Genomic DNA, 20,658 nt, shown 5'->3' with positions numbered 1-20,658 from the left:
ACGGCAGAAAAGGCCGGTACCCACGCGGTACCGGCCCTCGTCAAGCGCCCGGCCTCACCCCCGGCGCCGCGCCCGCCGCCACAGCAGGACCAGCGCGGCGACACCCGCCAGGACGAGGGCGCCCACCGTGGCGTCGCCGGTGCCGGCGCCACCACCCGGACCGGCCGGAGACGCACCGCCCCCTCCCGGGGCGGAGGGACTGCTGCCGCCGGGGGCCGGCCGCGACTCCCCCTCCAGGGGCACCCGCACGACCTCGCTGCCGGTCCCCTCCGAACCGAACATCAGCGCCGAGCCGTCCACGGTGTACGTCACCGACTCCGACTGCCGCTGGATCGGCGCGTTCAGCCGCTTCTCGGCGCCGAGCCGGCCGTCCTTCCACGCGTACGCCCGCGCGCTGAAGTACCCGCGCAGCACCAGCGCGTCGCCGTCCGGCGAGAACGCCCCGTCCGTGACCCACGGCACCTCGCCGATCCGCCGGAAGACGTTCGGGCCGCCGGTGCTCAGCCGCGCGGGACCCTCGTACAACCCGCCCCCGTCCTCGTTCTTGGACGCGATGTAGACCCGCCCGGTGGTGGGGTGCACCATCAACGCCTCGGCGTTCCGGGGCCCGTCGGCGTACGTCACCGTGTACTGGGTGGCGGCGACGGACTGGTCGCGCAGCTGCTTCGGCTCGGGGAAGCGGTAGATCCACACGTGCTTCCAGGAGCCGTCGAGGTTGTCGCCGATGTCCCCCACGTACACGTGACCGTCCGCCCCGACGGAGATCGCCTCCATGTCGCGCGGTGTGCCGACCCCGCGCAGCGTGACGGTGGCCACCGTCTCGCCGGTCCTCCCGTCGACGGCGAACACCCGTGGCCCGTCCTGGTCGTTGTGCGTCCAGTAGACGCCCGGGTGGGCGCGGCTCGCCGCGAGGCCGCTCGACTCGGTGATCCGGGGGTCCTTGACGGTGAACCCGCCGTCCTCACCTTCGGCCATGGCGGGAGCGGCGGACAGCACCACCGCGGCGAGGGCCGCACCCAGGGTCGTACGCAACGAACGCATGACCCCAGTGTCCATGGTCACATCGCACTTCCCGGGCGGGGTCGGCGATGATGACCCCCATGCGTTTCATGTTCGTCGGCGACTCCATGACCATCGGACGCGCCGGCGACTACACCTGGCGCTACCGGATGTGGCAGCACCTCGAAGCGGCCTTCGACGGCCCGTACGCGATCGTCGGCCCGCGCACGGAGCTGTACGAGGCGTCCGCCGACGCCGCCGTCTCCCACGCGTACGCCGACCCGGCGTTCCCCGCCCACGCCCGCAGGCACCTGTCCGGCTGGGGTGAGGGCTGGCTGCACATGGCGCCACTGATCCGCGAGGCAGTGACCACGGCGGAGGCGGACGTGCTGCTGGTGTCCCTGGGCCTGATAGACCTCGGCTTCTACACCAACAGCGCCCAGACGTCCGAGAACGTCCGCTCCTTCATCGCCGAGGCCCGCGCAGCCAACCCGCACGTCCGGGCCGTCCTGCTCCCGGTGATCCCGAACGTACGCGCCCGCTACGACGCGCCCTTCGCCGCCGAGTGCGCCCGCTTCAACGAGCTGCTGGCCAAGACCGTCGCCGACCTCGACCAGCCCGGCTCCCCGCTTCTCCTGGCCTCGCCGCCGGAGTCGTACGACATCGACACCGACACCTACGACGGCACCCACCCCGGCCCCTCGGGCGAGCACAGGCTCGCGGCCGCCTTCGCGACGGCGATGCACCAGGCGTGGGGCCTGGGCGGCCCGTACGCCCGCCCATCCGGGACGGGGAGTCAGCGTCAGACCGTCGGGGAACCGCTGAACAGGTGCTTCCCGAAGCCCTTGCCGTCGTTGTTCCAGTCCAGGAACAGCTCGCCGTCGGCCAGACCGCGACCCGAGCCGATCGCGTAGCTCAGGACCGGTGTCGTGTACGAGTTGTTGTAGTTGGCGTTGGAGTCGCTGTTCTCCAGCCGTGACTCGATGCCCCAGTAGTTCGCGGACTTCTTCACCGGGTCGGTGCCGGACTGCGACTTCTTGACCTGGAGCTTGAAGTAGGCGCCGTCGAATATGGTGCTGTCGTCGACGTAGCCGTACGCCGGGCCGTCCCAGCTGATCTTCGCGTAGGTGTAGACGGTGGAACCGGAGCGCTTGGCGCACAGGCTCACCTTGAAGTCCCAGTTGTCCGCCCAGGGGCCGTCGTACGACGCGTCGTCGACGGACTTGGTGCTGGTGGTGCACTTGTAGGTGGCGGCGGAGGCCGGGGTGGCGGTCGCGATGGCGGCGGTGCCGGCGAGCGCGGCGACGATGACAGCCGTGGACGTGGAGCGCTTGAGCTTGCGCATGCAATGCCTTCCGTAGGGGCGGGATGTCTGGCTGCAGATGGTGATGTGGCCGTTCAGAGACGTCACATGACAGCGCAGTACGTAAGATCAACTTTAGACCTGTGAATGGCGAAATCCTGCTGGTCGGGACAGACTTGAGACACCCCGTGGCGGAATCGTCGATTTCGTGGCGATCCCAGGACGGCTCCGCGCCACCCTTCACGAGCCCGCCGGCATGGCATGGGCTGAGCCGGTTGCGCCTACGGGCCTGCCGTGACCTCTTCGACGAGGGTGCGCCACGGTACGGCCCTGCGACGGGAGGGCTGCCCGGCCGACGAAGCGCGGGCGGCGGCCTCCTGGCGACACGGACCGCAGTGCGTCTCGTCGCCGACCGGCCGGAAGACGTGTTCATCACCGGGCCCTTCGCAGACGGCCAGTCCCCGCACGACAGGACGTGGCTCAAGCGGTACGGGGAGTTTCTGGACCAGCCGGTGCCGCAGGAACCCCACAGCCGAGCGCACACCGCCCGGCGGCAGTCCGGTCGTCAGCGCGTGGTGGAGATCAGCCGTCGAGAACCCACGCCGAAGCCACTCCGCCGCCGCGTCCGCGAGGCCCCGGGCCTCCCGCACACCCAGCCACAGCTCGCGGTGGCTGTGCCGCAGCGACAGCAACACCCGCTCGGCGGCGACCACTTCGGCGGAAGCGGGCGGCTCTTCGGGTGGGGGGTGGGGAGTGTTCTTCTCCCGGTCTTCCTCTTCCGGAGGAGAACCGGCGACCGCCCGGGGCTCCGGTTCACCGACCGTCGGTTCCGGGACACTCGGAGGCGGCGAGGCGGGCGGCTGAGGCTCCACCCCGTCCCGCAACCGGTTTGCCTCCTCGCCCGTGAGGGTGACGTTGGACAGCAGCTGGTCCGTGATCCACCGGCCCCGGCCGCTCTGCCGGCGCCAGTGGTGGAAGAACCCGCTCGCGAGCAGCTCTTCCTTGGCCCGCTGGAACGCCCGGGGCTTCATGCCCAGGTCCTCGGCGTGCTCCCCGAGCGGCTTGGTCATGGCTTCGTTTTCGGGGAGTCCCTGCACGTAGATGACCAGCAACTTCGCGTCGCTGCCGAGGCGACGGTGCCGGACGAGATCGTGCGAGACCTTGGTGAAGCGCCGTTCGGGCGCGATAACATGCCGAAGCATTTCTGGTGGACCGCTTTTCCACTAGTGGTGAAGGTCCTCGGACGGTGTTGCCGCACCCCCGGGGACCGCTCCATGTCTGCACACGGAGCGTGTTTGCGCGATCACCGTACAGCATGTTCGACCATTTCGTGCAACAAGTCCGGTTCCACGAAGGGGACTTCGTCGGTGGGCCGTGACCTCCAGTCCAGCGGCCACGTCAGCCCGTCGAGCGCGGGAATCCCGACGAACGCCATGCTGCGCCCGCCCCGGCTCAGCGCCCTCGCCCCGACCGGCCACGCGTACGCCGCCGCAGTCTGAGGCGGCAGCAAGAAGTACATGTTCTGCTCCCCGGTCAGCTCCCGGACGATCGGCCCCGCCTGGAAGCCCGTGAACTCCATCAGCCGGTAGGCCACTTCCTCGCCGAGCAACCCTCTGACGCGTACGGCGTCGAAGTGGATGCCCGCATGCCGCAGGGCGTGCCCGGACGCAGGAATCCAGGACGGAACCCTGTCAAGTGAAATGCGCGGATTCATGCGGCCAGCTTTGCGGTCCGGCTCTACTGTGACCAGCGCCACAAGGCGTTCGTGCAGCACTGTGCACGTGGGGAGGGCGGGCGTGAACATCGGAAACAACGGCAGTCCCGGCGCCGCGAAGGCCTTCGGCCGGTTGCTGCGGTTCCACCGCGAGCGGGCCAAGGTCTCCCAGGAGGCCCTGGGCCGGGAGACCGGTTACTCCAAGTCGCAGGTGGCCATGATCGAGCGCGGCGAGCGCCGCCCGAGGGGCAATTTCGTGGAGGTCGCCGATGCGCTGCTGGGTGCACAAGGTGCACTGGTGGAGGTGGCGGAGGAGGTGAAGGCGAGTGGGGTAGCGGCGTGGTTCGAGGACTACCTGGTGGAGGAGGCGCGGGCGGCCGGCATCCACATGTACGAGAACCACCTGATTCCGGGTCTGCTCCAGACCGAACGCTATGTGCGGGCCGTGTACGCCTGCGCCTGCCCACCGTGGGACCCGGACGAGCTCGAGGCCTCGATCACGGCTCGGCTCGATCGTCAGCAACTATTCCATCGGAAGCCCGCACCGCTTGTCAGTTTCGTCCTGGAGAAGGCCGCCCTCACCCGGCCGATCGGCGGACCGGCCGTGCTCAAGGAGAACCTCCTGCACATCCTGGACGTCGCCCGGTTGCTCAATGTGGAGGTCCAGGTCATGCCAGAGGGCTGCCGGACCCACGCCGGGCTCAACGGCCCGTTCACTCTGATCGAAACAGCAAAGCGACGAGAGCAACTCGTGTACGTGGAGGGGCAGAGCGGCCGGTATTTCGTCAGCGAACAGCCGGAGATGGGCGACGTGTTCGCTCGCTATGGCATTCTGCGAGCACAGGCCCTCAGCCCGGACGATTCAGCGAAGTACATCGAAGAGGTGGCACGAACGCTATGAGCACCGACCTCGTCTGGTTCAAGAGCAGCTACAGCGGAGATCAGCAGGGTAACTGCGTCGAGGTCGCCCTCCACCCCCACACGGTCCACGTCCGGGACTCCAAGGACGTGACCCGCCCCGCCCTCACCGTCTCCCCCTCCGCCTGGTCAGCCTTCGTGCTGGAAGACCACCTCCGCTGTGAATGACCCGGGCGCGCTCGGCCCTGGCCCGGGTGAGGTCTTCGTTCCTGGTGCGGTGGGCCTGTCAGCGGATCTCGTACCGGTCGCGCGGGATTCAACGGGTCCACACGGCTTCGAACGCACTGGCGCATAACTTTGGAGCGGCGCGGTACACGGACAGGATCTGCCCCGCCGACGCACCCTTCTCCGGTGAAGTGGTTCCAGCGGATGAACCGGTCGTCGAACAGCCAGAGACCATTGCCCGCCAGTGCGATGTCAGACGCTTCGCGACGGGGGCCACCGGGCCCGCTCTCCCGCCAGCGCGTCGACTGGTACGGCTGGCCCTGATCGACGATGGACCCCGCTCGCCGCCCCTCACACCAACGGGGCCTTCCGGGACGGCTCGGGCCCACACTGGGCAAGCCTATGAGAAGTTTGACTGATTACGAAACCATAACGGCGATCATCTAATCGGGCGAAGCATGTGGCCCCATGGTTTGATGAATCGATCGAAGCCGGACCTGACCATCCGTCTTCAAGATGCTCAGTGGGCTCGCTAAGCGAGCTTGGACAACAGACACGCGCCCCTCAGGCCTAATGAGACCTAGTCGGTTCCCTGGGGTGCGTTGCGAGGGGGAATTATGGGTAAGTCGCGGAAGTTCGCTGCCGTTGCGATGGGGGCGGTGGCAGCGGTCAGCCTGGGTACCGCACCCGCCTATGCCGAGGGGTACTTCAGCAGTTCCATCGGCGGCTGGTTGACGGGCAAGGAGTCGAGCCGTTGGAACGACAACAACAGAGATAGCGTTTCCACCTATATCAGGTTCTCCGGCTGCTCTGTGTCCGCTGGTACTTTTCGTTACGCTGGCCTGCAGTTGAAGCAGGATCGTGAATGGCTGCCGGACCCTGTTGTCGGCCGTGCCAACAACGCCTGCAATACTGTCTACTACGGTGACAAGCCGGCAGGCAAGTACTATTTCACCTACTCGAACCTTAACGGTGAGGCGACCGCATTTGCTGCGCTGACTGTTAACCAGGTCGTCGTCGCTTACTGACGGGCGGGTGCGGCCGGGGCCACAACGCTGGCCCGGGCCGCACCGGCTTCGTTTTTCTACCGTCCACTTCGGGGTCTCGCGTGCCGCTGCATTACATGGCTTGTTCGTTCTCCTATCGAGCAGGTTCACCTGTGCTGAATTCCTTGACCATGCAGTTCCCTTCAGGGTCCACAGTCCTTCTGGGGCCCAACGGGGCAGGGAAGTCGACTTTGTTGTCCCTTGGCGCAACATCGCTGGTTCCAGCCTCGGGGAGTATTCTCCTGGGGCGACTCGACGGCACTCGTGGAAGGTCCCGACGTCAGTACCGGCAGCGAGTGGGATGGCTTCCGCAACAGGTGCAGCCGGTCCCGTCCTTGACGGTTCGTGAGCAGGCGGCTTACGTAGGATGGCTGAAGGGCCTGTCCCGGAGTGAGGCATGGGACCGTTCAGCGCGGGCACTGGAGCGAGTGCGCCTTGCCGACCTCGGGCACCGCAGAAGTCACGAACTGTCCGGTGGCCAGCTGCGGCGCCTGGGTATCGCTCAAACCCTGGTGCACAACGCGGAGGTTGTCCTGCTGGACGAGCCTACGGCCGGCCTCGATCCGGTGCAGCGCGGCGTCTTCCGCGACCTGTTGGCCGAGCTCGCCGACTCGATGCACTTCATCGTCTCCACCCACCAGACCGAAGATCTCGCCGACATCTACGACACCGTCGTGGTATTCGACCACGGAAGCCCGGTCTTCCAGGGCAGCGTCCCCGCGTTCTTCGCCACGGCGCCGGCCTCCACCCCGGCGGATCGACGTGCAGAAGTCGCATACCGCAGCCTCGTGCGCGGGGAGGCGTAACCGATATGCGCGTCGTCACCATGCTCCGCACCAGCCCCGCTCTGTGGCTCGCCACAGTCCTGATACCCGTGCTGGTGTGGATCGGAACGCAGAACACGGACTCCGTGATCGCCTCCTGGACCTCTGTCAGCGCTCAGTCCACCTTCGTACTCGGCTTTGTCAACGCCGCCTGCGGGGCCGCTGCCGCCTGGGAAGCTGCCCGGCTTCGTCAGGGCAACGTCCTTGCCCTTGCACCAGCGCGCAGCCCCCTTGCCATCGCGCTAACGCACCTGCTTCCCGTGGCCGTGCTTGGCCTGGCAGGAATCATCGCCTCGCTGGCAGTCCATGCCGTGGCCGTGCCGCCCAGCCAGGGGTATCCGAGTCTCGGCATCTTGGGCACCGCCTACGTCGTGGTTCTGTCGCACATGGCGTTGGGTTGGCTCGTCGGCTCCCGCATGCCGCGGATTCTCGGTGCTGCGTGCATGTTGCTCTTCGGCTATGTGTGGGGATTCTGGCCCGCGGCACTCGGTTCCATGGCCTGGCTGCGGCACCTCAACGGTCAGGGCTTCATCGAGTGCTGCGGCCTGGACGCGGCCCCCTCAACCCGAAGCATGGCTGCCACCGTCACGCTGGCCGTCGGCCTGATCGCTGCCGCCGTACTCACTGCCACCTTCCGGCAGAGATCTCGACGCGTCCTGGCTTCCCTCGGCACTTTCGGAATCGCCCTGGTCGTCAGCCTCACCCTGGCCATCCCCCTGGACTTCGACGGCGACGAGCCCCGTGACACCGCACTGCGCAAGTGCACTGGGACTGCTCCCGCAGTCTGCCTGTGGCCCGAGCAGTCCAGCCGACAGGAGGAGATCGCCCGCTGGGCACGACAAGCCACCCAACGGCTGAAGACCGTGAACGTGACCCCGGCGTCGCAGATCGAGTTCGGCGAGGTCCGGCCGTCCGAGTCAAGTGTCCTTTCGAACGTTGCGACCAGCCCCTTGCCTTCTGAACCACCTGCGTGCGCCCTCTCACCGGGAGCGAAGTACCCGGGGAGCGAGGCGGCCACGGTCATCTACGCCTGGCTGGCTCTCACCGGTGGCGTGCCCGAAGCGGACCTGCGTAGCCGCTGGTCCCCTCAGGCCGTAGCACTTGCCCAGCAGGTCAAACAATTGCCACCCGATACGCAACATCTCTGGTACGAACGCAACATGCGGGCGGTACGTGACTGCTCGGTCAAACCCGCCCTCGCTCCATCCTCCTACGCGGCACCACGAGCGGATGCCTCGTGAACTGGTGGCTGCGTACCCACCTGGCACTCTTTTGCGCGGCGACTCTCGTCGGGACGATGCTCCTGGCCCCGTTGCTCGCGGGGTCGGCACTTCCCATCCCGTCACTGTTCTCAGGAGTCGGCAACGGCATCCCTATTCCGCTGGTGATCCCTGTGATCCCCGCGGCCATCGTGCTCCACGCGGTGAACCAGGTGCCAGAGGCTTACAACACGGTTGCCGTCAGACCGGTACAGCGATACCGAGCCTGCATGATCATCACGGCATGCATCGCTGCGGCGGTACTCGCCGGCGCCGAGAACTACCTGATCGACTTCCCTATAGCCTTCGCTGTAGCCAGGAACCTGGCGGGGTACCTGGGAGTCGGCCTTATCGTCCAGCATCTCTTCGGCCCCAGATACGGCCCCCTTTCCGTAGCGACCGTGCCGGTGTTCTGCGCTCTTGTTGGGCTGGGGCCGACCGGGCGTCCATTTGCATGGACCTGGCCCGTGCACGAGGCCGCATCAGCGCTCGCCGGTGCGACGGCCGTTTGCCTCTTCGGTATCGGCTTGGCAGCGAATCTACTTGGCGCCCGTGCCAGTCGGCGAGCCAGACGCAGATGACGCGTCCGAGGACCTGGACGGCATGGTGGACGCCTCGCCTGAGTATCTCGTGTGTGCGTAGAGATGGCCGGTGAAGTAGCCGTTGCCAAGGAAGGGTGCCTCTCCCCTATGCGGGTCGAGGCACCTCTCCCCGTCTGGTGTGACGTTGCTGATCAGAACCGACACCGAAGCGACGTTCTCTGGAGTTCCGCCACATTGTCGGGCCCAATCGCCAGGTAATCCGTGAGCAAGCTAAACGATCGGCGTCGGAGCGAGGCAAGAAACCGCAGCATCATGGCGAGCCGAAACCCGGCCGGGTGTCAGCGCCGCAGGGCGTCGACCGCCGCTGCGGCGAGCGGCGCCACCGCGCCCGGCGTCGGGGTCTTGGCCCGGGCGCCCGGCCGGGTGTCGGCCGGTGTGCCGCCGAGCGCGACGGTCATGTGGCGCAGCATCGCCGCGTCGATGGGGTGGGGCTTCAGTCGGCCCTGCTCGTCGAAGCGCTGGTACTTCATGAGGTTCCATCCGAGCGCGACCTGACGTCGGCCGTCCTCCGTGGACAGCGCCCAGGTACCGGCGCCGAACACGCCGCCGTCGTGGCCCCAGTACCACCGGCCGTCGGGCATCTTCAGCGTGTAGAGGCCGAGCCCGTACCGGAACGTCACCTCCTCGCCGGGAGACGGCTCGTGCGCGGGCACCGTGGTCTTCATGGCGCTCAGCTCAGTGGGGCCGAGGAGCTTGCCGCCAAGGAGCTGCCGGTAGAAGGAGTTGAGGTCGTCCATGGTCGACACCAGGGACCCTGCCGGGCCGCACCAGGACATGTCGTAGACGCTGTAGTCACGGGCGGGCTCGATCATCCCGTACATCGACTCGTACATCTTCGCGTGCGGGCCGGTCACGAATGGCGTGCGCGGGAAGTAGGTGTGGCGTAGCCCGGCCTTGCGGATGACGTTCCGGGCGATGTACTGCTCGGGCTCCTGGCCCGTCACCTCGCGCAGCAGCAGCCCGGCGATCACATAGTTGGTGTTGGAGTACGCGTGCGTGCCGCGCGGTGCCGCCGGTGGTGCGGCGAGTCCCAGGCGTACGAGCTCCTCGGGGGCGAAGTGGTGGAAGCGGCGCGCGTCCAGGGCCTTGCCCGGGTCCTCCAGGAGGCCGGGGAACGCGCCCATGATGTGGTCACCGAGGCCACTGGTGTGGTTGAGGAGCATGCGGACCGTGATGGTGCGGCCGCGCTCCCCGGGTATCAACTCGGGCAGGTAACGGCCGATGGGCGCGTCGAGTTCGATGCGGCCCTTGGCGACCTGCTGGAGGACGGCGACGGCGGTGAAGGTCTTGGTGATGCTGCCGACCCGGTGCTCGAAGTCGGCCCGTATCGGGCGCTGCGTACCGAGGTCGGCGGTCCCGGCGGCGCCCCGCCACGATGACGAGCCGTCACGGACGGCGGAGTACGTGCCGTACATGCCGGCCTGGTGGATCGCTTCGAGCGAGGATCGCAGGGCCTTGCGGTCGAGACTCCGGCCGCGGTCGAGCCCGTGGCTCGGGGTGGGCGCGGTGACTGCCGTGGTGGCCGCGGGCGCCGTGGGTGCGGCGTGTGCCGGGAGGGTTCCGGCGGCCAGGGAGAGCAGGGCGGCGCTCGACACGAGCGCGGCGCGGCGGACGTTGCGGCGGAGCGGGGAGGGGGCACGGCGAGCGGTGGGGTCCATGGGCCTTCCTGCACGGTCGACGGCGCACCGTTGTGTGCGCCGTCGACCATCCTCATGGCGCCGGTACGGCCCTTTCCTCCACCCAGGGGCCGATTGTGCGCACAGGAACGCATGACATTTGTCAGGGTCGTCGCCTGGTCAGCCGTGCTTGTGGAAGACCACTTCGGGGTGGTCGGTGGACGGACCGTCCAGGAGCTTGTGGTCCACGCCCTTCAGGTGCAGGTCGAAGAACGCCGTCACGTACGCCCGTGTGATCTCCTGCGACCGCTTGCCCGACAGGGGCTCGTCCGGGGGCAGGAGCCCGAGTTGGTCGGCGAGGACCGGCACGTCGGTGAAGGTGAAGTGGCCCGAGCCGGTGACGTTGGTCCAGCGCTTCCAGCCGTCCAGGAGCGGCCAGTCCCGTATCCAGGAGCGGTCGTCGTCGCCGGTGCCCAGCATCATGAAGGGGCGCCCGCCCAGGCCCTCGGCCGGGACCGGCTCCATGAAGGACCCGTCCATGTTGGCCCCGGCGCGTACGCGCTGATCACCCGCCATGGTCGTCGCGGCGGAGGCGCCGCCGATGGAATGGCCCGCCATGCCGATCCGCGTGTGGTCGATCATGCGGGCGTGCCGCCAGGAGGGGTGCCGGTCGGAGAGCAGCCGGTCGAGCAGGAACGACACGTCCTTCGCCCGGCCCTTGGGTACCACCCCGTACCCGCCCGGCTGGATCTTCTCGCAGGCGACGCAGTTCAGGAGTCGGCCACCGGGGAAGGCCGTGCCGACCGACTCGTAGGCGTGGTCGACGGTGGCGACGACGTAACCCTGACTGGCCAGCTCCTCGGCGAGCAGGGTCAGGGTGGAGCGGTTGACGGTGAAGCCGGGCGACAGCACGACGAGCGGGAACTTCCCGCGTACGGGCGCGGCGGCGGGGCGGGCGTGGGTGCGGGTGCCGCTGAGCGTCCCGGCGGACACCGCGTCGGTCAGTTCCCGGTCGTCGATGAAGGCCTGGGCCTCGGCGGCGGTCATGTACGGGGCCGTCCGGCCGCCACCGGGCCGTGCGGGGTAGTACATCGACACCATCAGCTCGCGCGCCCCGGCCTCGGGGACCCAGGGGTCGGGGCGGCTCTTGTCGACGAGGTGCAGGGTGTCACGGCCCACGGCGTACGAACCGGTGGGCGGCGGCAGTTCGAGGCGTACACGGGCGGTCTCGGCGGCCGGGGCCACAGGCGCGGCGTGGGCGGCGTGGGCGACGCCCGTGCCGAGCAGGGCGAGGGACAGGCCGAGTAAAGCGGCGGCTGTGCCGCGAGGCAGTCGTTGCATACCGGCGAGGCTAGGCAGCGGACCCCGCCCCGGTCGTCCCCCCACGGCCTGAACGGTGTGGGCCCCCGGACGTACGCGGATCTCCACCCGTGGACCTACCTTTCCGGTAAGGCAGTTGACCTCAATCGCGGTCGAGGTCCTACGGTCATCCGCATGACGACGACACCGACTCCCCCCGCCCCCGCCAACCCCGCCGCCACCGACGCCGACCTCGCCTCGCAGCCCATCGGCTACTGGAGCGGCGTCGTCCACAAGGCCGTCATCAACCACATCCGCGACGCGATGGCACGGGTGGACGTCACCCAGCCCCAGTGGTGGACGCTCAACCGTGTCGACGTCGGCGACCACGTCACCCGTGAGGTCGTCGTCACCGGGCTCGCCGACGTCGCGGACACCCCGCACGACGCCTCCCGAGCCGTCGACCACCTGCTCCACAGGGGCTGGCTGCGCCTGGACGACGAGCAGCGCCTGCACCTCACCGACGAGGGCCGCGCGGCCAAGGCCCGCATTAAGGAGCTGGTCACCGGCCTCCGGGCGCAGATCCACGACGGCATCACCGACGCCGAGTACGTGGCCGCGCTCAAGGTGCTGCGCCGCATGGCCGACAACGTCAAAGCCACGGCACTGTCGTAGAACCTCCTTCCGAACTGGCGCCCTAGGGTCTGTCGTCAAAGTGATGTCGCGTTGTGGATCACGGTGTCGTGATATGTCGCCATGAACTGTCCGATGCCGAGTGGGAACTCGTGCAACACTTTCACGACAACTCCTAGGCCGGCGGGGTCGGGGCCTCTCCGGGAGGAGCCGTCCTAGTCCCGCAAAACCTTCACGGCCCGGTCGAAGGCCGAGTCCTTGTTCTGGTCGAACTCCTCCGTGGTGAAGACCGGCTCGGTGAGGTGCGGCGGGATGCCCGCGCCGTCGAAGGTCCTGCCCGACCGGGTCAGCAGCTCCTCGTTCGGCAGCCAGACCGACATGCCGTTGGGGAGCTTGCGCACCATGACGTCCGAGAAGACGCCCTGCGTGGGCTGCCCGATCCGCACGGTCCGGCCGGGCCGGTCCATGAGGGCCTGGGTGAAGGTCTCTCCCGCGCTGACGGTCGAGCCGCCGGTCAGCACGGCGACCGGTCCGGTGTAGCGGGGACCCTGGGCGGGCATGACGTACAGGGGCTGGGGGCGCGTGTGCCGGGTGGGGTCCGCGGGATCGTTGCGAGCCCGCTTGGAGTAGGCGAGGTAGGGGGTGTCGGTCAGCCGCCCGGCGATGTGGAGCCCCATGGCGTCGGAGCCGCCCCCGTTGATCCGCAGGTCGATGACCAGGCCCTTCAGGTGCCGGGTGCGCTCCTGGCCGAGGACCGTGTCCAGCGCCTTGTCGAGCTCGGCCAGCTCGGCGGCGTAGGAGGCCTCGTCGCCCGCGTAGCCGCCGAAGCCGGAGATCCGCAGGTAGCCCTGCCCGCCGGGGAGGTCGGCGTAGGTGATCCGCCCGGCGGCGAAGTCCTGGAGGTTCCGGGCGTTCTTGAGGTCGCGCTCCACGACGAACTTCTTGACCTTGGCGTCGAGCTTCCCGTCGGGCCGGACGGTGCCTGGGCGGACCTGCGCGAAGGCCCGGTCGGGGTCACCGTCGCCGTCGCCGTCGACGTCCCAGACGGCGACGTGGGCGTCGTGGAGCGGCTCGACCATCTTGCTGAAGACGGCGAAGAGTTCGTCCGGGGTCGTCCCTTCGTGGACCGTGGGCCGGTACCGGTCGCGTACGGCGTGCCAGTCGATGTCCTTGGCGGCGAAGAAGGGGTAGTTCTCCTCGAAGGATTGCCAGAAGACGTCGAAGGAGGCGAGCGGACCCCCGGGGGCGGAACGCGTGCAGGCATCGGGCAGTTCCGTCATCCGGCGCAGGTTCCGTTCGCCGACGTCGCCGTCCAGCCGTACGGAAGCGCGGTCGCGGTCCCCGCGGGTGCGCACGGTGAGGACGGTGCCTCCAGGCGTGGTGTAGGCGCCGGGGCCGGTCCGCTGCGCGGTGTCGCCCGCGAGGCAGCTGACAGCGGTGGTCTGATACTCCTGGAGGGTTCCGTTCCGGATGGACAGCACGGTGCCGTAGCCGTCAGTGCGCCAGATTCCGTCGGTGACCGGCTGGTGGGCGGTGGCGGCCGGCGCGGCTGCGCCGACGAGGGCCAGGGCGACGGCGGTGGCCGTGATGATGCGCACGATCTTGCCTTCTCTGTAGGCGACTTGCTGGGTACCACCCCACCGTCGCCGACACGGGATCCACCGGGCCATCCGGCTGTCCGGCCGATCGAGGGTGAGGCCAGCCCCCGCTACCCGCGGTAACCCGGGACCACACACCTAGGGAGTGTCGTCAAAATAGCGCCAGCCAGACGAGACTTTGACGGGTTCGCTCACCTGGGACTGTCAGAGCCTGAAACGCTGGTCGAGGGGCTCCTGAGGGGAGATATCTGCCCGGCGGAGAGTACGACATCGGACGGGAGCGGTGACGGGCGCTGTATCGAGACGTTCTCTCATGAGTACAAGCCCGGCATGACGCGCATCTACCTCAGGTCCACGTTCGAGCCCGGCCTGACTCCACCCCCCGCTACGCCCGCGTGAGCCGGTTCGCGAACGTCGACATGGTGTATGTACCGATGCCCATGACGACCTCCAGGGCGTTGCGTTCCGTGTAGCCGCGGGTGAGGAAGGCGGCGAGGTCCTCGTCGGACACCTCGCCCGTGGTGGCGTGGACGGCGTCGACGAACCGCCGTACGGCTTCGAGCCGTTCGTCGGGCAGCGGGGTGCCGTCGCGGAGGGCGGCGATGACGGCGGGGGCGGCGCCCAGGGCGCGGAGCTTGCGGGTGTGGAGGTCGACGCAGACCTGACAGCCGTTGCGGGTGGCGACGGTCATGATGACCGTCTCGCGGGCGACCGGGTCGAGAGTGGTGCGGTCGAACAGGGCCGTGAGGGTCATGAAGCCCTCCAGCAGTTCGGGCGAGGCCGCCATGCGGGCGACGGCCGGCGGGACGTGGCCGCCCATCCGCTGCGAGATCGCTTCCATGACGGGGCGGGCGGCGGGCGGGGCGGACTCCAGGGTGTGGTCGACGAACATGGCCGCTCCTAGGATGGACAACATGGTTGACGAAAAGAAGGTAAACCGGGTTGTCGATCCGGGCAAGGGCTATGAGCTGCCCCTGCTCCTCTTCGCGGGCTTCCGCACCCTCATCGACCGCCTCCACGCCGAACTCGCCCGCCAGGGCCACCCGGACGTACGGCCCGCCCACGGGTTCGCCATGCAGGCGATCGGGCCCGGCGGCGCGACCGCCAGCGAGGTGGGGCGGCGGCTCGGGGTGTCCAAGCAGGCGGCCGGCAAGACCGTCGACCGGCTCGTCGCCCTCGGGTACGCCGAGCGCGCCGACGACCCCGCCGACGCCCGCCGCAAGGTCGTCCGCCTCACCCCGCACGGCCTGGACGCCCTCGCCCGCTCGGCCGCGATCTTCGACGAACTGCGGGCGGACTGGGCCCGCACCCTCGGGGCGGAACGCGTCCGGGACCTGGAGGCCGCGCTGCGGACCGTCGTCCCGGCGGAGGCGTTCCGCCTCGACGCGGCGGGGTGGCTGGGCGGGGCGTGACGCACCGGTTGGCGAGCTGTCGCCACGGGCGTGTCGGCCCGGGCGTGCGTATCGTTTTCTGAGGCGGCTGCATGCGATCACGCGGCAGCGGGGAGGAGCGCCACGATGACCGTCGTAGAGAACGACAGGATCGACATGGCCGAGAGCAACCACGAGTGGACCTTGGACGAGATGTTCGAGGGGCTCGAGCGGATGGGCGTCCCCGAGGGCTTCAAGACCGAGATCGTCGGGGGAAACATCTTCATGACGCCGCAGCGGGACACCCACTGGGACATCATTCTGGACATCGTCGAGCAGCTTCGGACGAAGCACCCCAGGCAGCGACTCAAGTCCGACGTCCGCATCGACTACCCGGGGTACCTCAACGGCCTTGCCTCTGATGTGACCCTGCTCGCCGAAGATGCGTCGATGACCGACAAGGGACTGTGGCGGTACCAGGACGTCGAATTCGTCGCCGAGGTGATCTCCCGCAGCACCGGCATGAACGACTACGGCCCCAAGAAAACCGCCTACGCCGCCGCCGAGGTGCCCGTCTACCTCATCGTCGACCCCTACACCGGCAGGTGCGTCCTCCACACCGTGCCCAAGGGCGAGGAGTACACGGCGGACGCCCGGTTCGATTTCGGCGAGCCCATCGACCTCACTAAGACCCCTGTTGGCCTCGTCCTCGACACCTCCGAGTTCCCCAGCCACTGACGCGCGACCCCCCCGCCCCACAGCGCCCCCTTGCTTCGAGCGCGCTCGAAGGCGTTGGCTGTACGTCCATGAAGTACACGCAGCTCGGACGCACCGGACTCAAGGTCAGCCGACTCGTCCTCGGCACGATGAACTTCGGACCCCAGACCGACGAGGCCGGCAGCCACGCCATCATGAACGCCGCGATCGACGCCGGCATCAACTTCTTCGACACCGCCAACGTGTACGGCTGGGGCGAGAACAAGGGCCGCACGGAGGAGATCATCGGCTCCTGGTTCGCCCGGGGCGGCGACCGGGACAAGGTCGTACTCGCCACCAAGGTGTACGGGAACATGGGCACCGACGGACGGGTCTGGCCCAACCACGACAAGCTCTCCGCCGTGAACATCCGGCGGGCCGTCGAAGGCAGCCTCAAGCGGCTCAACACCGACTACATCGACCTGTACCAGTTCCACCACATCGACCGGCGCACGCCGTTCGAGGAGATCTGGCAGGCCATCGACGTCCTCATCCAGCAGGGGAAGATCCTCTACGCGGGATCGTCGAACTTCCCCGGTTACAAGATCGCCCAGGCCAATGAGATCGCCGACCGGCGCGGCATGGTCGGCCTCGTCAGCGAGCAGTGCCTGTACAACCTGGCCGAGCGGCGCGCCGAGATGGAGGTCATCCCGGCCGCGCAGGACTACGGCGTCGGCGTCATCCCGTGGTCGCCGCTGCACGGCGGACTGCTCGGCGGGGTGATCAAGAAGGAGACCGAGGGCGGGCGCCGCACCAGCGGCCGTTCCGCGGACGCGCTCGCCAACAGCGACGTACGCCTCCAGATCCAGGCGTACGAGGACCTCCTCGAAAAGCACGGGCTCGAACCGGGCGAGGTGGCCCTGGCCTGGCTGCTGTCCCGGCCGGGGGTGACGGGGCCGATCGTCGGGCCGCGTACCGCCGAGCAGCTCGAATCCGCGCTGCGGGCGGTGGAGCTGGAGCTGTCGGACGAGGTCCTGACGGAGCTGGACGCGATCTTCCCGGGTCCGGGGCCGTCGCCGGAGGCCTTCGCCTGGTGACGCGTACGCGCGTACGCCGCAGCGGCCGTCGCTCGGTCAGCCGAGCGCGGCCGCAGCGGCGATCATCACGAACATCAGCACCAGCACACCGGCCATGATCCGGTTTCGCGTCTTCGGGTCCACCCTTCGAGGTTAACCGGCCCGTCCGAGCCGCCATGACCCGACCGTCTCGTAACGCGGTCCCCGGCCCGCGTCACCGCCGCCCGGGAGGTTGCTGCGCACGAGGGCGAGCTCGGTCACGTCCCAGCGGGTGCCCTCGAAGGGCTGGAGCCGCTCGACGAACGGGCGCAGGTCGGTGGCGTCCGTGCGACTGCGGGCCACCGTCAGATGGGCCTGGTAGCGGCGGTGCTCGTCCATCGGAATGCCCGAGCGCCGGGCGGCCGCGTCCGCGCGTTCGGCGAGCAGCCGCATCTCGTCCAGCCCGCCCGCCGCCCCCGCCCACAGGACGCGCCTCCCGAACCGGCCGCCCCCGTGGAACCGCAGCGGGAAGGGCTCGGTGCGGTGCGCGGCGCGGGCGAGCCGGGTACACAGTTCCGGCACCAGCCGCTCGTCCACCTCCCCCATGAACGCGAGCGTGAAGTGCCAGCCCTCACGCCCCGTCCAGCGGAGGTCGTCGGCGCCCGGGAGGGTCCTCAACCCGCCGACCACACCCGCGAGTTCGTCCACGGCCACCCGGCTCGGCAGCACGGCAGCGAAAAGCCTCATACCGCGAGTCTGGCATGATCCACGCCACGTATCGCCGTGCATTCCCGGCCGATCACATGGGGGACAAGGTGGAGATCAGGAAGGGCGGGGCGGACGACGTCCCCGCGATACTCGCCATGCTGGACAGCGCGGTCGCCTGGCTGAACGCACGCGGGATCACCGACCAGTGGGGCACCGAGCCGTGGTCGTCCAGGCCACGGGCCGTGCGGCGCGTGCACGAGACCGTCACGGAGGGCTCGCCGTGGATCGCCGAGATCGACGGCGTACCGGCCGGGGCACTGACGCTGACGCCGCACCCCGGGCCCGATGTCGCGCCCGCCGACGAACCGGAGCTGTACGTGCGGTTCCTGGCCACCGGCATCCGGTTCCACGGACGGGGCGTGGGCAGCGCGCTGCTGGCGCACGCGGTCGAGGAGACCCGGCGGCGGGGCGTCTCGCTGCTGCGGGTGGACTGCTTCGCGGGCGGCGAGGGGCGGCTCGTCGACTACTACGTACGCAACGGCTTCACGCCCACACAGGCCTACACGGTCGGCGACTGGCCGGGGCAGGTGCTGGAGCGGCGGGTGTGACGACAAGGGGGCCCGTCCTTCCGGTCCGGGCCCCTTGTCGCCGTTACGCGGCCGTGGCCAGCTCCTCGCGCGGGACGAACCGCACATGCGGGTGGCCCCGGCGCAGGTCGACCTTCAGGCGCAACCCGCCCACCCGGGCCAGCACCAGGCCGATCACCACGGCGGCGGTCAGCGAGACGGCACCGCCCGTGGCGAAGCCCACCCGAGCGCCGTACGTGTCGGTGATCCAGCCCAGCAGGGGCGCGCCCACCGGCGTACCGCCGACGAACACCATCATGTAGAGGCTCATCACCCGGCCCCGCATCACGGGGTCGGTCGCGAGCTGGACCGACGAGTTGGCGGTGACGTTGACCGTCAGGCCGAACATGCCGATCGGGACCAGCAGCAGCGCGAACAGCCAGAAGGACGGGGAGAACGCGGCGGCGATCTCCAGTACGCCGAAGGCGACCGCGCCGCCGACCAACAGCCGCAGCCGGGAGGTGCCGCGCCGGGCGGCGAGCAGGGCACCCACGAGGGAGCCGACGGCCATCAGGGTGTTGAGGAAGCCGTACGTCCCCGCTCCGGCGTGGAAGACGTCGTCGGAGAAGGCGGTCAGCCAGATCGGGAAGTTGAACCCGAAGGTGCCGACGAAGCCCACGAGCGCGATCGGCCAGATCAGCTCGGGGCGGCCGGCGACGTACCGCAGCCCTTCGCGCAGCTGACCCTTGCCGCGTGGTGCCCGCTCCACCTGGTGCAGCTCGCTGGTGCGCATCAGCATCAGGGAGACGAGCGGGGCGAGGAAGGACAGGCCGTTGACCAGGAAGGCGTAGCCGCTGCCGACCGAAGCGATCACGCCGCCCGCGACGGCGGGGCCGACGAGCCGGGCCGACTGGAAGTTGGCCGAGTTCAGGCTGACGGCGTTGCGGACCTGGGCGGGGCCGACCAGCTCGGAGTAGAACGACTGGCGGGCCGGGTTGTCGACGACCGTGACCATGCCGAGCAGGAACGCGATCAGGTAGACGTGCCAGACCTGGACGTGGCCGGAGAGGGTGAGGACGGCGAGGGCCAGACCGCACAGGCCCAGGGCGCCCTGGCTGAACATCAGCAGGTTGCGCTTGGGGTAGCGGTCGGCGATGACACCGCCGTACAGGCCGAAGAGCAGCATCGGCAGGAACTGCAGCGCCGTCGTGATGCCGACGGCGGCGGCGGAGCCCGTGAGGCTGAGGACCAGCCAGTCCTGGGTGATGCGGGCCATCCAGGTACCGGTGTTGGAGACGATGGCCCCGGTGAAGAAGAGCCGGTAGTTGCGGACCTTGAGCGAGGAGAAGGTCCGGTTGCGGGTCGTGTCGTGGTGGTTGGGGTTGTGTGCGGGTGCGGAGTCTGTTGCTCCGGGTCCCGTACTCAAAAGGTTCGCCTCCTTGGTGCGTCGTACGTCTTACAGGTGTGCGAGCTTCTCCAGCACGGGTGCGGCAGCACGCAGCTTTGCCCACTCGTCCTCGTCCAAACCTTCGGCGAGGGATGCCAGCCAGGCGTTCCGCTTGCGGCGGGACTCCTCGAGCATGGCCTCGGCCGTCTCGGTCTGGCTGACGACCTTCTGCCGGCGGTCGTCGGGGTGCGGCTCCAGCCGGACCAGTCCCTTGGCCTCCAGCAGCGCCACGATGCGCGTCATCGACGGCGGCTGGACGTGCTCCTTGCGGGCCAGCTCACCGGGGGTGGCGGTACCGCAGCGGGCGAGGGTGCCGAGCACCGACATCTCGGTGGGGCTCAGCGATTCGTCGACGCGCTGGTGCTTGAGGCGTCGGCCCAGCCGCATGACGGCGGAGCGCAAGGCGTTCACGGCGGCTGCGTCAGCGGGGTCGCCGTGGGAGAGGTCAGGCATGTATTTAGCGTAACTCATTACCCTGGCTAAATACCACCCGTGGAACGGGGAGTGGCAGGGGTCACCCGTACGAGTGAGAGCGGGCCGGAAAGTGACGCGCGGGGCGGGGAGGGGCGGCGAGTCTGGGCGGCATGGGATCGACGGTGCTCAGCCTGCGGATAGACGGAGAGCTGCTCGACAGGGTCCGGCGCCATGCCGCCCGAAGCGGGATGAGCGTCCAGGACTACGTGGTCCGGACGCTCGTCCGCGACGACTTCGACGAACGCTTCGAGGCGGCGGTCGACGAAACGACCCGCTTCTACGGCGCGCGCGGCGCGTAGCGGCCCGCCCGCCGGGGCCGGGCCGCCGGGGCCGGGCCGCCGGGGCCGGGCCCGCCGGGGCGGCAGC

23 protein-coding genes and 1 pseudogene are annotated in these 20,658 nt (G+C 69.1%); 13 read left to right on the top strand and 11 right to left on the bottom strand.

Going from position 1 to position 20,658, the window contains the following annotated elements:
- Positions 1-54 precede the first annotated feature (54 nt).
- The gene (locus ABT360_RS11920) at positions 55-1,041 is read right to left on the bottom strand and encodes a WD40 repeat domain-containing protein (protein WP_351814058.1); all 987 of its coding nucleotides are present in this window, start codon (positions 1,039-1,041) and stop codon (positions 55-57) included.
- 59 nt (positions 1,042-1,100) lie between these two features.
- Between ABT360_RS11920 and ABT360_RS11915 the strand changes: the two are divergent.
- A pseudogene (locus ABT360_RS11915) lies at positions 1,101-1,775 on the top strand (GDSL-type esterase/lipase family protein); the annotation flags it as partial.
- Positions 1,776-1,801: 26 nt separating this feature from the next.
- Here the strand turns inward: ABT360_RS11915 and ABT360_RS11910 are convergent.
- The 3 genes from ABT360_RS11910 to ABT360_RS11900 form a co-directional block, all read right to left on the bottom strand.
- On the bottom strand, positions 1,802-2,344 hold the full coding sequence (locus ABT360_RS11910; RefSeq protein ID WP_351814056.1) for a hypothetical protein: 543 nt from the start codon (positions 2,342-2,344) through the stop codon (positions 1,802-1,804).
- A 239-nt stretch (positions 2,345-2,583) separates the two neighbouring features.
- Positions 2,584-3,504 (bottom strand): hypothetical protein, encoded by a 921-nt coding sequence (locus tag ABT360_RS11905; protein ID WP_351814054.1) that lies wholly within the window; start codon positions 3,502-3,504, stop codon positions 2,584-2,586.
- Between the two features lie 101 nt (positions 3,505-3,605).
- On the bottom strand, positions 3,606-4,016 hold the full coding sequence (locus ABT360_RS11900) for a hypothetical protein (protein ID WP_351814195.1): 411 nt from the start codon (positions 4,014-4,016) through the stop codon (positions 3,606-3,608).
- Positions 4,017-4,098: 82 nt separating this feature from the next.
- Between ABT360_RS11900 and ABT360_RS11895 the strand changes: the two genes are divergently transcribed.
- The 6 genes from ABT360_RS11895 to ABT360_RS11870 all read left to right on the top strand — a co-directional run bounded on the left by ABT360_RS11895 (position 4,099) and on the right by ABT360_RS11870 (position 8,809).
- Entirely contained in the window at positions 4,099-4,917 is an 819-nt protein-coding gene (locus ABT360_RS11895) for a helix-turn-helix domain-containing protein (RefSeq protein WP_351814052.1), read from the top strand.
- Positions 4,914-5,102, top strand: coding sequence for a DUF397 domain-containing protein (locus ABT360_RS11890; protein ID WP_351814050.1), 189 nt, complete (start codon positions 4,914-4,916; stop codon positions 5,100-5,102). Before ABT360_RS11895 ends, ABT360_RS11890 begins: the two co-directional genes overlap by 4 nt.
- 656 nt (positions 5,103-5,758) lie before the next feature.
- Positions 5,759-6,127, top strand: a complete 369-nt coding sequence (locus ABT360_RS11885; protein ID WP_351814048.1) for a hypothetical protein — start codon at positions 5,759-5,761, stop codon at positions 6,125-6,127.
- Positions 6,128-6,222: 95 nt separating this feature from the next.
- Positions 6,223-6,951, top strand: coding sequence for an ATP-binding cassette domain-containing protein (locus ABT360_RS11880; protein WP_351814193.1), 729 nt, complete (start codon positions 6,223-6,225; stop codon positions 6,949-6,951).
- A 5-nt stretch (positions 6,952-6,956) separates the two neighbouring features.
- Positions 6,957-8,210 (top strand): DUF7224 domain-containing protein, encoded by a 1,254-nt coding sequence (locus ABT360_RS11875; RefSeq protein WP_351814046.1) that lies wholly within the window; start codon positions 6,957-6,959, stop codon positions 8,208-8,210.
- The gene (locus ABT360_RS11870; protein WP_351814045.1) at positions 8,207-8,809 is read left to right on the top strand and encodes a hypothetical protein; all 603 of its coding nucleotides are present in this window, start codon (positions 8,207-8,209) and stop codon (positions 8,807-8,809) included. Before ABT360_RS11875 ends, ABT360_RS11870 begins: the two co-directional genes overlap by 4 nt.
- Before the next feature lie 299 nt (positions 8,810-9,108).
- Here ABT360_RS11870 and ABT360_RS11865 read toward each other — a convergent pair whose 3' ends face one another.
- Together ABT360_RS11865 and ABT360_RS11860 are read right to left on the bottom strand one after the other, a co-directional pair.
- Positions 9,109-10,488, bottom strand: coding sequence for a serine hydrolase domain-containing protein (locus ABT360_RS11865; RefSeq protein ID WP_351814043.1), 1,380 nt, complete (start codon positions 10,486-10,488; stop codon positions 9,109-9,111).
- A 138-nt stretch (positions 10,489-10,626) separates the two neighbouring features.
- The gene (locus ABT360_RS11860) at positions 10,627-11,787 is read right to left on the bottom strand and encodes an alpha/beta hydrolase family protein (protein ID WP_351814041.1); all 1,161 of its coding nucleotides are present in this window, start codon (positions 11,785-11,787) and stop codon (positions 10,627-10,629) included.
- A 153-nt stretch (positions 11,788-11,940) separates the two neighbouring features.
- Here ABT360_RS11860 and ABT360_RS11855 point away from each other — a divergent pair, with 153 nt between their 5' ends.
- On the top strand, positions 11,941-12,420 hold the full coding sequence (locus tag ABT360_RS11855) for a MarR family winged helix-turn-helix transcriptional regulator (RefSeq protein ID WP_351814039.1): 480 nt from the start codon (positions 11,941-11,943) through the stop codon (positions 12,418-12,420).
- Between the two features lie 173 nt (positions 12,421-12,593).
- On the opposite strand, the gene ABT360_RS11850 is transcribed toward ABT360_RS11855, so the two are convergent.
- Positions 12,594-13,976, bottom strand: a complete 1,383-nt coding sequence (locus tag ABT360_RS11850; RefSeq protein ID WP_351814037.1) for a S41 family peptidase — start codon at positions 13,974-13,976, stop codon at positions 12,594-12,596.
- A 385-nt stretch (positions 13,977-14,361) separates the two neighbouring features.
- Positions 14,362-14,868, bottom strand: coding sequence for a carboxymuconolactone decarboxylase family protein (locus tag ABT360_RS11845; RefSeq protein ID WP_351814035.1), 507 nt, complete (start codon positions 14,866-14,868; stop codon positions 14,362-14,364).
- A 13-nt stretch (positions 14,869-14,881) separates the two neighbouring features.
- On the opposite strand from ABT360_RS11845, the gene ABT360_RS11840 reads away from it, so the two are divergent.
- From ABT360_RS11840 to ABT360_RS11830, 3 genes are all read left to right on the top strand, one after another.
- Entirely contained in the window at positions 14,882-15,388 is a 507-nt protein-coding gene (locus ABT360_RS11840) for a MarR family winged helix-turn-helix transcriptional regulator (RefSeq protein WP_351814033.1), read from the top strand.
- Between the two features lie 105 nt (positions 15,389-15,493).
- Complete coding sequence (locus ABT360_RS11835; RefSeq protein WP_351814031.1) at positions 15,494-16,084, top strand: Uma2 family endonuclease; 591 nt, start codon at positions 15,494-15,496, stop codon at positions 16,082-16,084.
- Between the two features lie 68 nt (positions 16,085-16,152).
- The gene (locus tag ABT360_RS11830; protein ID WP_351814029.1) at positions 16,153-17,139 is read left to right on the top strand and encodes an aldo/keto reductase; all 987 of its coding nucleotides are present in this window, start codon (positions 16,153-16,155) and stop codon (positions 17,137-17,139) included.
- A 132-nt stretch (positions 17,140-17,271) separates the two neighbouring features.
- Here ABT360_RS11830 and thpR read toward each other — a convergent pair whose 3' ends face one another.
- Positions 17,272-17,844: an RNA 2',3'-cyclic phosphodiesterase gene (gene thpR, locus ABT360_RS11825; protein WP_351814027.1), complete on the bottom strand. Its 573-nt coding sequence runs from the start codon at positions 17,842-17,844 to the stop codon at positions 17,272-17,274.
- 56 nt (positions 17,845-17,900) lie between these two features.
- On the opposite strand from thpR, the gene ABT360_RS11820 reads away from it, so the two are divergent.
- Positions 17,901-18,413: a GNAT family N-acetyltransferase gene (locus ABT360_RS11820; RefSeq protein WP_351814025.1), complete on the top strand. Its 513-nt coding sequence runs from the start codon at positions 17,901-17,903 to the stop codon at positions 18,411-18,413.
- Positions 18,414-18,456: 43 nt separating this feature from the next.
- On the opposite strand, the gene ABT360_RS11815 is transcribed toward ABT360_RS11820, so the two are convergent.
- On the bottom strand, positions 18,457-19,797 hold the full coding sequence (locus ABT360_RS11815; RefSeq protein ID WP_351814023.1) for an MFS transporter: 1,341 nt from the start codon (positions 19,795-19,797) through the stop codon (positions 18,457-18,459).
- 30 nt (positions 19,798-19,827) lie between these two features.
- Positions 19,828-20,271 (bottom strand): MarR family winged helix-turn-helix transcriptional regulator, encoded by a 444-nt coding sequence (locus tag ABT360_RS11810; protein ID WP_351814021.1) that lies wholly within the window; start codon positions 20,269-20,271, stop codon positions 19,828-19,830.
- Between the two features lie 131 nt (positions 20,272-20,402).
- On the opposite strand from ABT360_RS11810, the gene ABT360_RS11805 reads away from it, so the two are divergent.
- The gene (locus tag ABT360_RS11805) at positions 20,403-20,591 is read left to right on the top strand and encodes a ribbon-helix-helix protein, CopG family (RefSeq protein ID WP_351814019.1); all 189 of its coding nucleotides are present in this window, start codon (positions 20,403-20,405) and stop codon (positions 20,589-20,591) included.
- Positions 20,592-20,658 lie beyond the last annotated feature (67 nt).

The organism is Streptomyces sp. NPDC000229 (assembly GCF_040300825.1).
Lineage (GTDB): Bacteria > Actinomycetota > Actinomycetes > Streptomycetales > Streptomycetaceae > Streptomyces.
This window is presented reverse-complemented; position numbering and strand designations above follow the sequence as displayed.

What these genes read in the sequence shown, in the direction of transcription:
- ABT360_RS11920 (WP_351814058.1), bottom strand. Translation starts at nt 1,041, where the DNA reads ATGCGTTCGTTGCGTACGACCCTGGGTGCGGCCCTCGCCGCGGTGGTG.
- ABT360_RS11910 (WP_351814056.1), bottom strand. Translation starts at nt 2,344, where the DNA reads ATGCGCAAGCTCAAGCGCTCCACGTCCACGGCTGTCATCGTCGCCGCG.
- ABT360_RS11905 (WP_351814054.1), bottom strand. Translation starts at nt 3,504, where the DNA reads ATGCTTCGGCATGTTATCGCGCCCGAACGGCGCTTCACCAAGGTCTCG.
- ABT360_RS11900 (WP_351814195.1), bottom strand. Translation starts at nt 4,016, where the DNA reads ATGAATCCGCGCATTTCACTTGACAGGGTTCCGTCCTGGATTCCTGCG.
- ABT360_RS11890 (WP_351814050.1), top strand. Translation starts at nt 4,914, where the DNA reads ATGAGCACCGACCTCGTCTGGTTCAAGAGCAGCTACAGCGGAGATCAG.
- ABT360_RS11880 (WP_351814193.1), top strand. Translation starts at nt 6,223, where the DNA reads ATGGCTTGTTCGTTCTCCTATCGAGCAGGTTCACCTGTGCTGAATTCC.
- ABT360_RS11875 (WP_351814046.1), top strand. Translation starts at nt 6,957, where the DNA reads ATGCGCGTCGTCACCATGCTCCGCACCAGCCCCGCTCTGTGGCTCGCC.
- ABT360_RS11865 (WP_351814043.1), bottom strand. Translation starts at nt 10,488, where the DNA reads ATGGACCCCACCGCTCGCCGTGCCCCCTCCCCGCTCCGCCGCAACGTC.
- ABT360_RS11860 (WP_351814041.1), bottom strand. Translation starts at nt 11,787, where the DNA reads ATGCAACGACTGCCTCGCGGCACAGCCGCCGCTTTACTCGGCCTGTCC.
- ABT360_RS11855 (WP_351814039.1), top strand. Translation starts at nt 11,941, where the DNA reads ATGACGACGACACCGACTCCCCCCGCCCCCGCCAACCCCGCCGCCACC.
- ABT360_RS11845 (WP_351814035.1), bottom strand. Translation starts at nt 14,868, where the DNA reads ATGTTCGTCGACCACACCCTGGAGTCCGCCCCGCCCGCCGCCCGCCCC.
- ABT360_RS11840 (WP_351814033.1), top strand. Translation starts at nt 14,882, where the DNA reads ATGGACAACATGGTTGACGAAAAGAAGGTAAACCGGGTTGTCGATCCG.
- ABT360_RS11835 (WP_351814031.1), top strand. Translation starts at nt 15,494, where the DNA reads ATGACCGTCGTAGAGAACGACAGGATCGACATGGCCGAGAGCAACCAC.
- ABT360_RS11830 (WP_351814029.1), top strand. Translation starts at nt 16,153, where the DNA reads ATGAAGTACACGCAGCTCGGACGCACCGGACTCAAGGTCAGCCGACTC.
- thpR (WP_351814027.1), bottom strand. Translation starts at nt 17,844, where the DNA reads ATGAGGCTTTTCGCTGCCGTGCTGCCGAGCCGGGTGGCCGTGGACGAA.
- ABT360_RS11820 (WP_351814025.1), top strand. Translation starts at nt 17,901, where the DNA reads ATGGGGGACAAGGTGGAGATCAGGAAGGGCGGGGCGGACGACGTCCCC.
- ABT360_RS11810 (WP_351814021.1), bottom strand. Translation starts at nt 20,271, where the DNA reads ATGCCTGACCTCTCCCACGGCGACCCCGCTGACGCAGCCGCCGTGAAC.
- ABT360_RS11805 (WP_351814019.1), top strand. Translation starts at nt 20,403, where the DNA reads ATGGGATCGACGGTGCTCAGCCTGCGGATAGACGGAGAGCTGCTCGAC.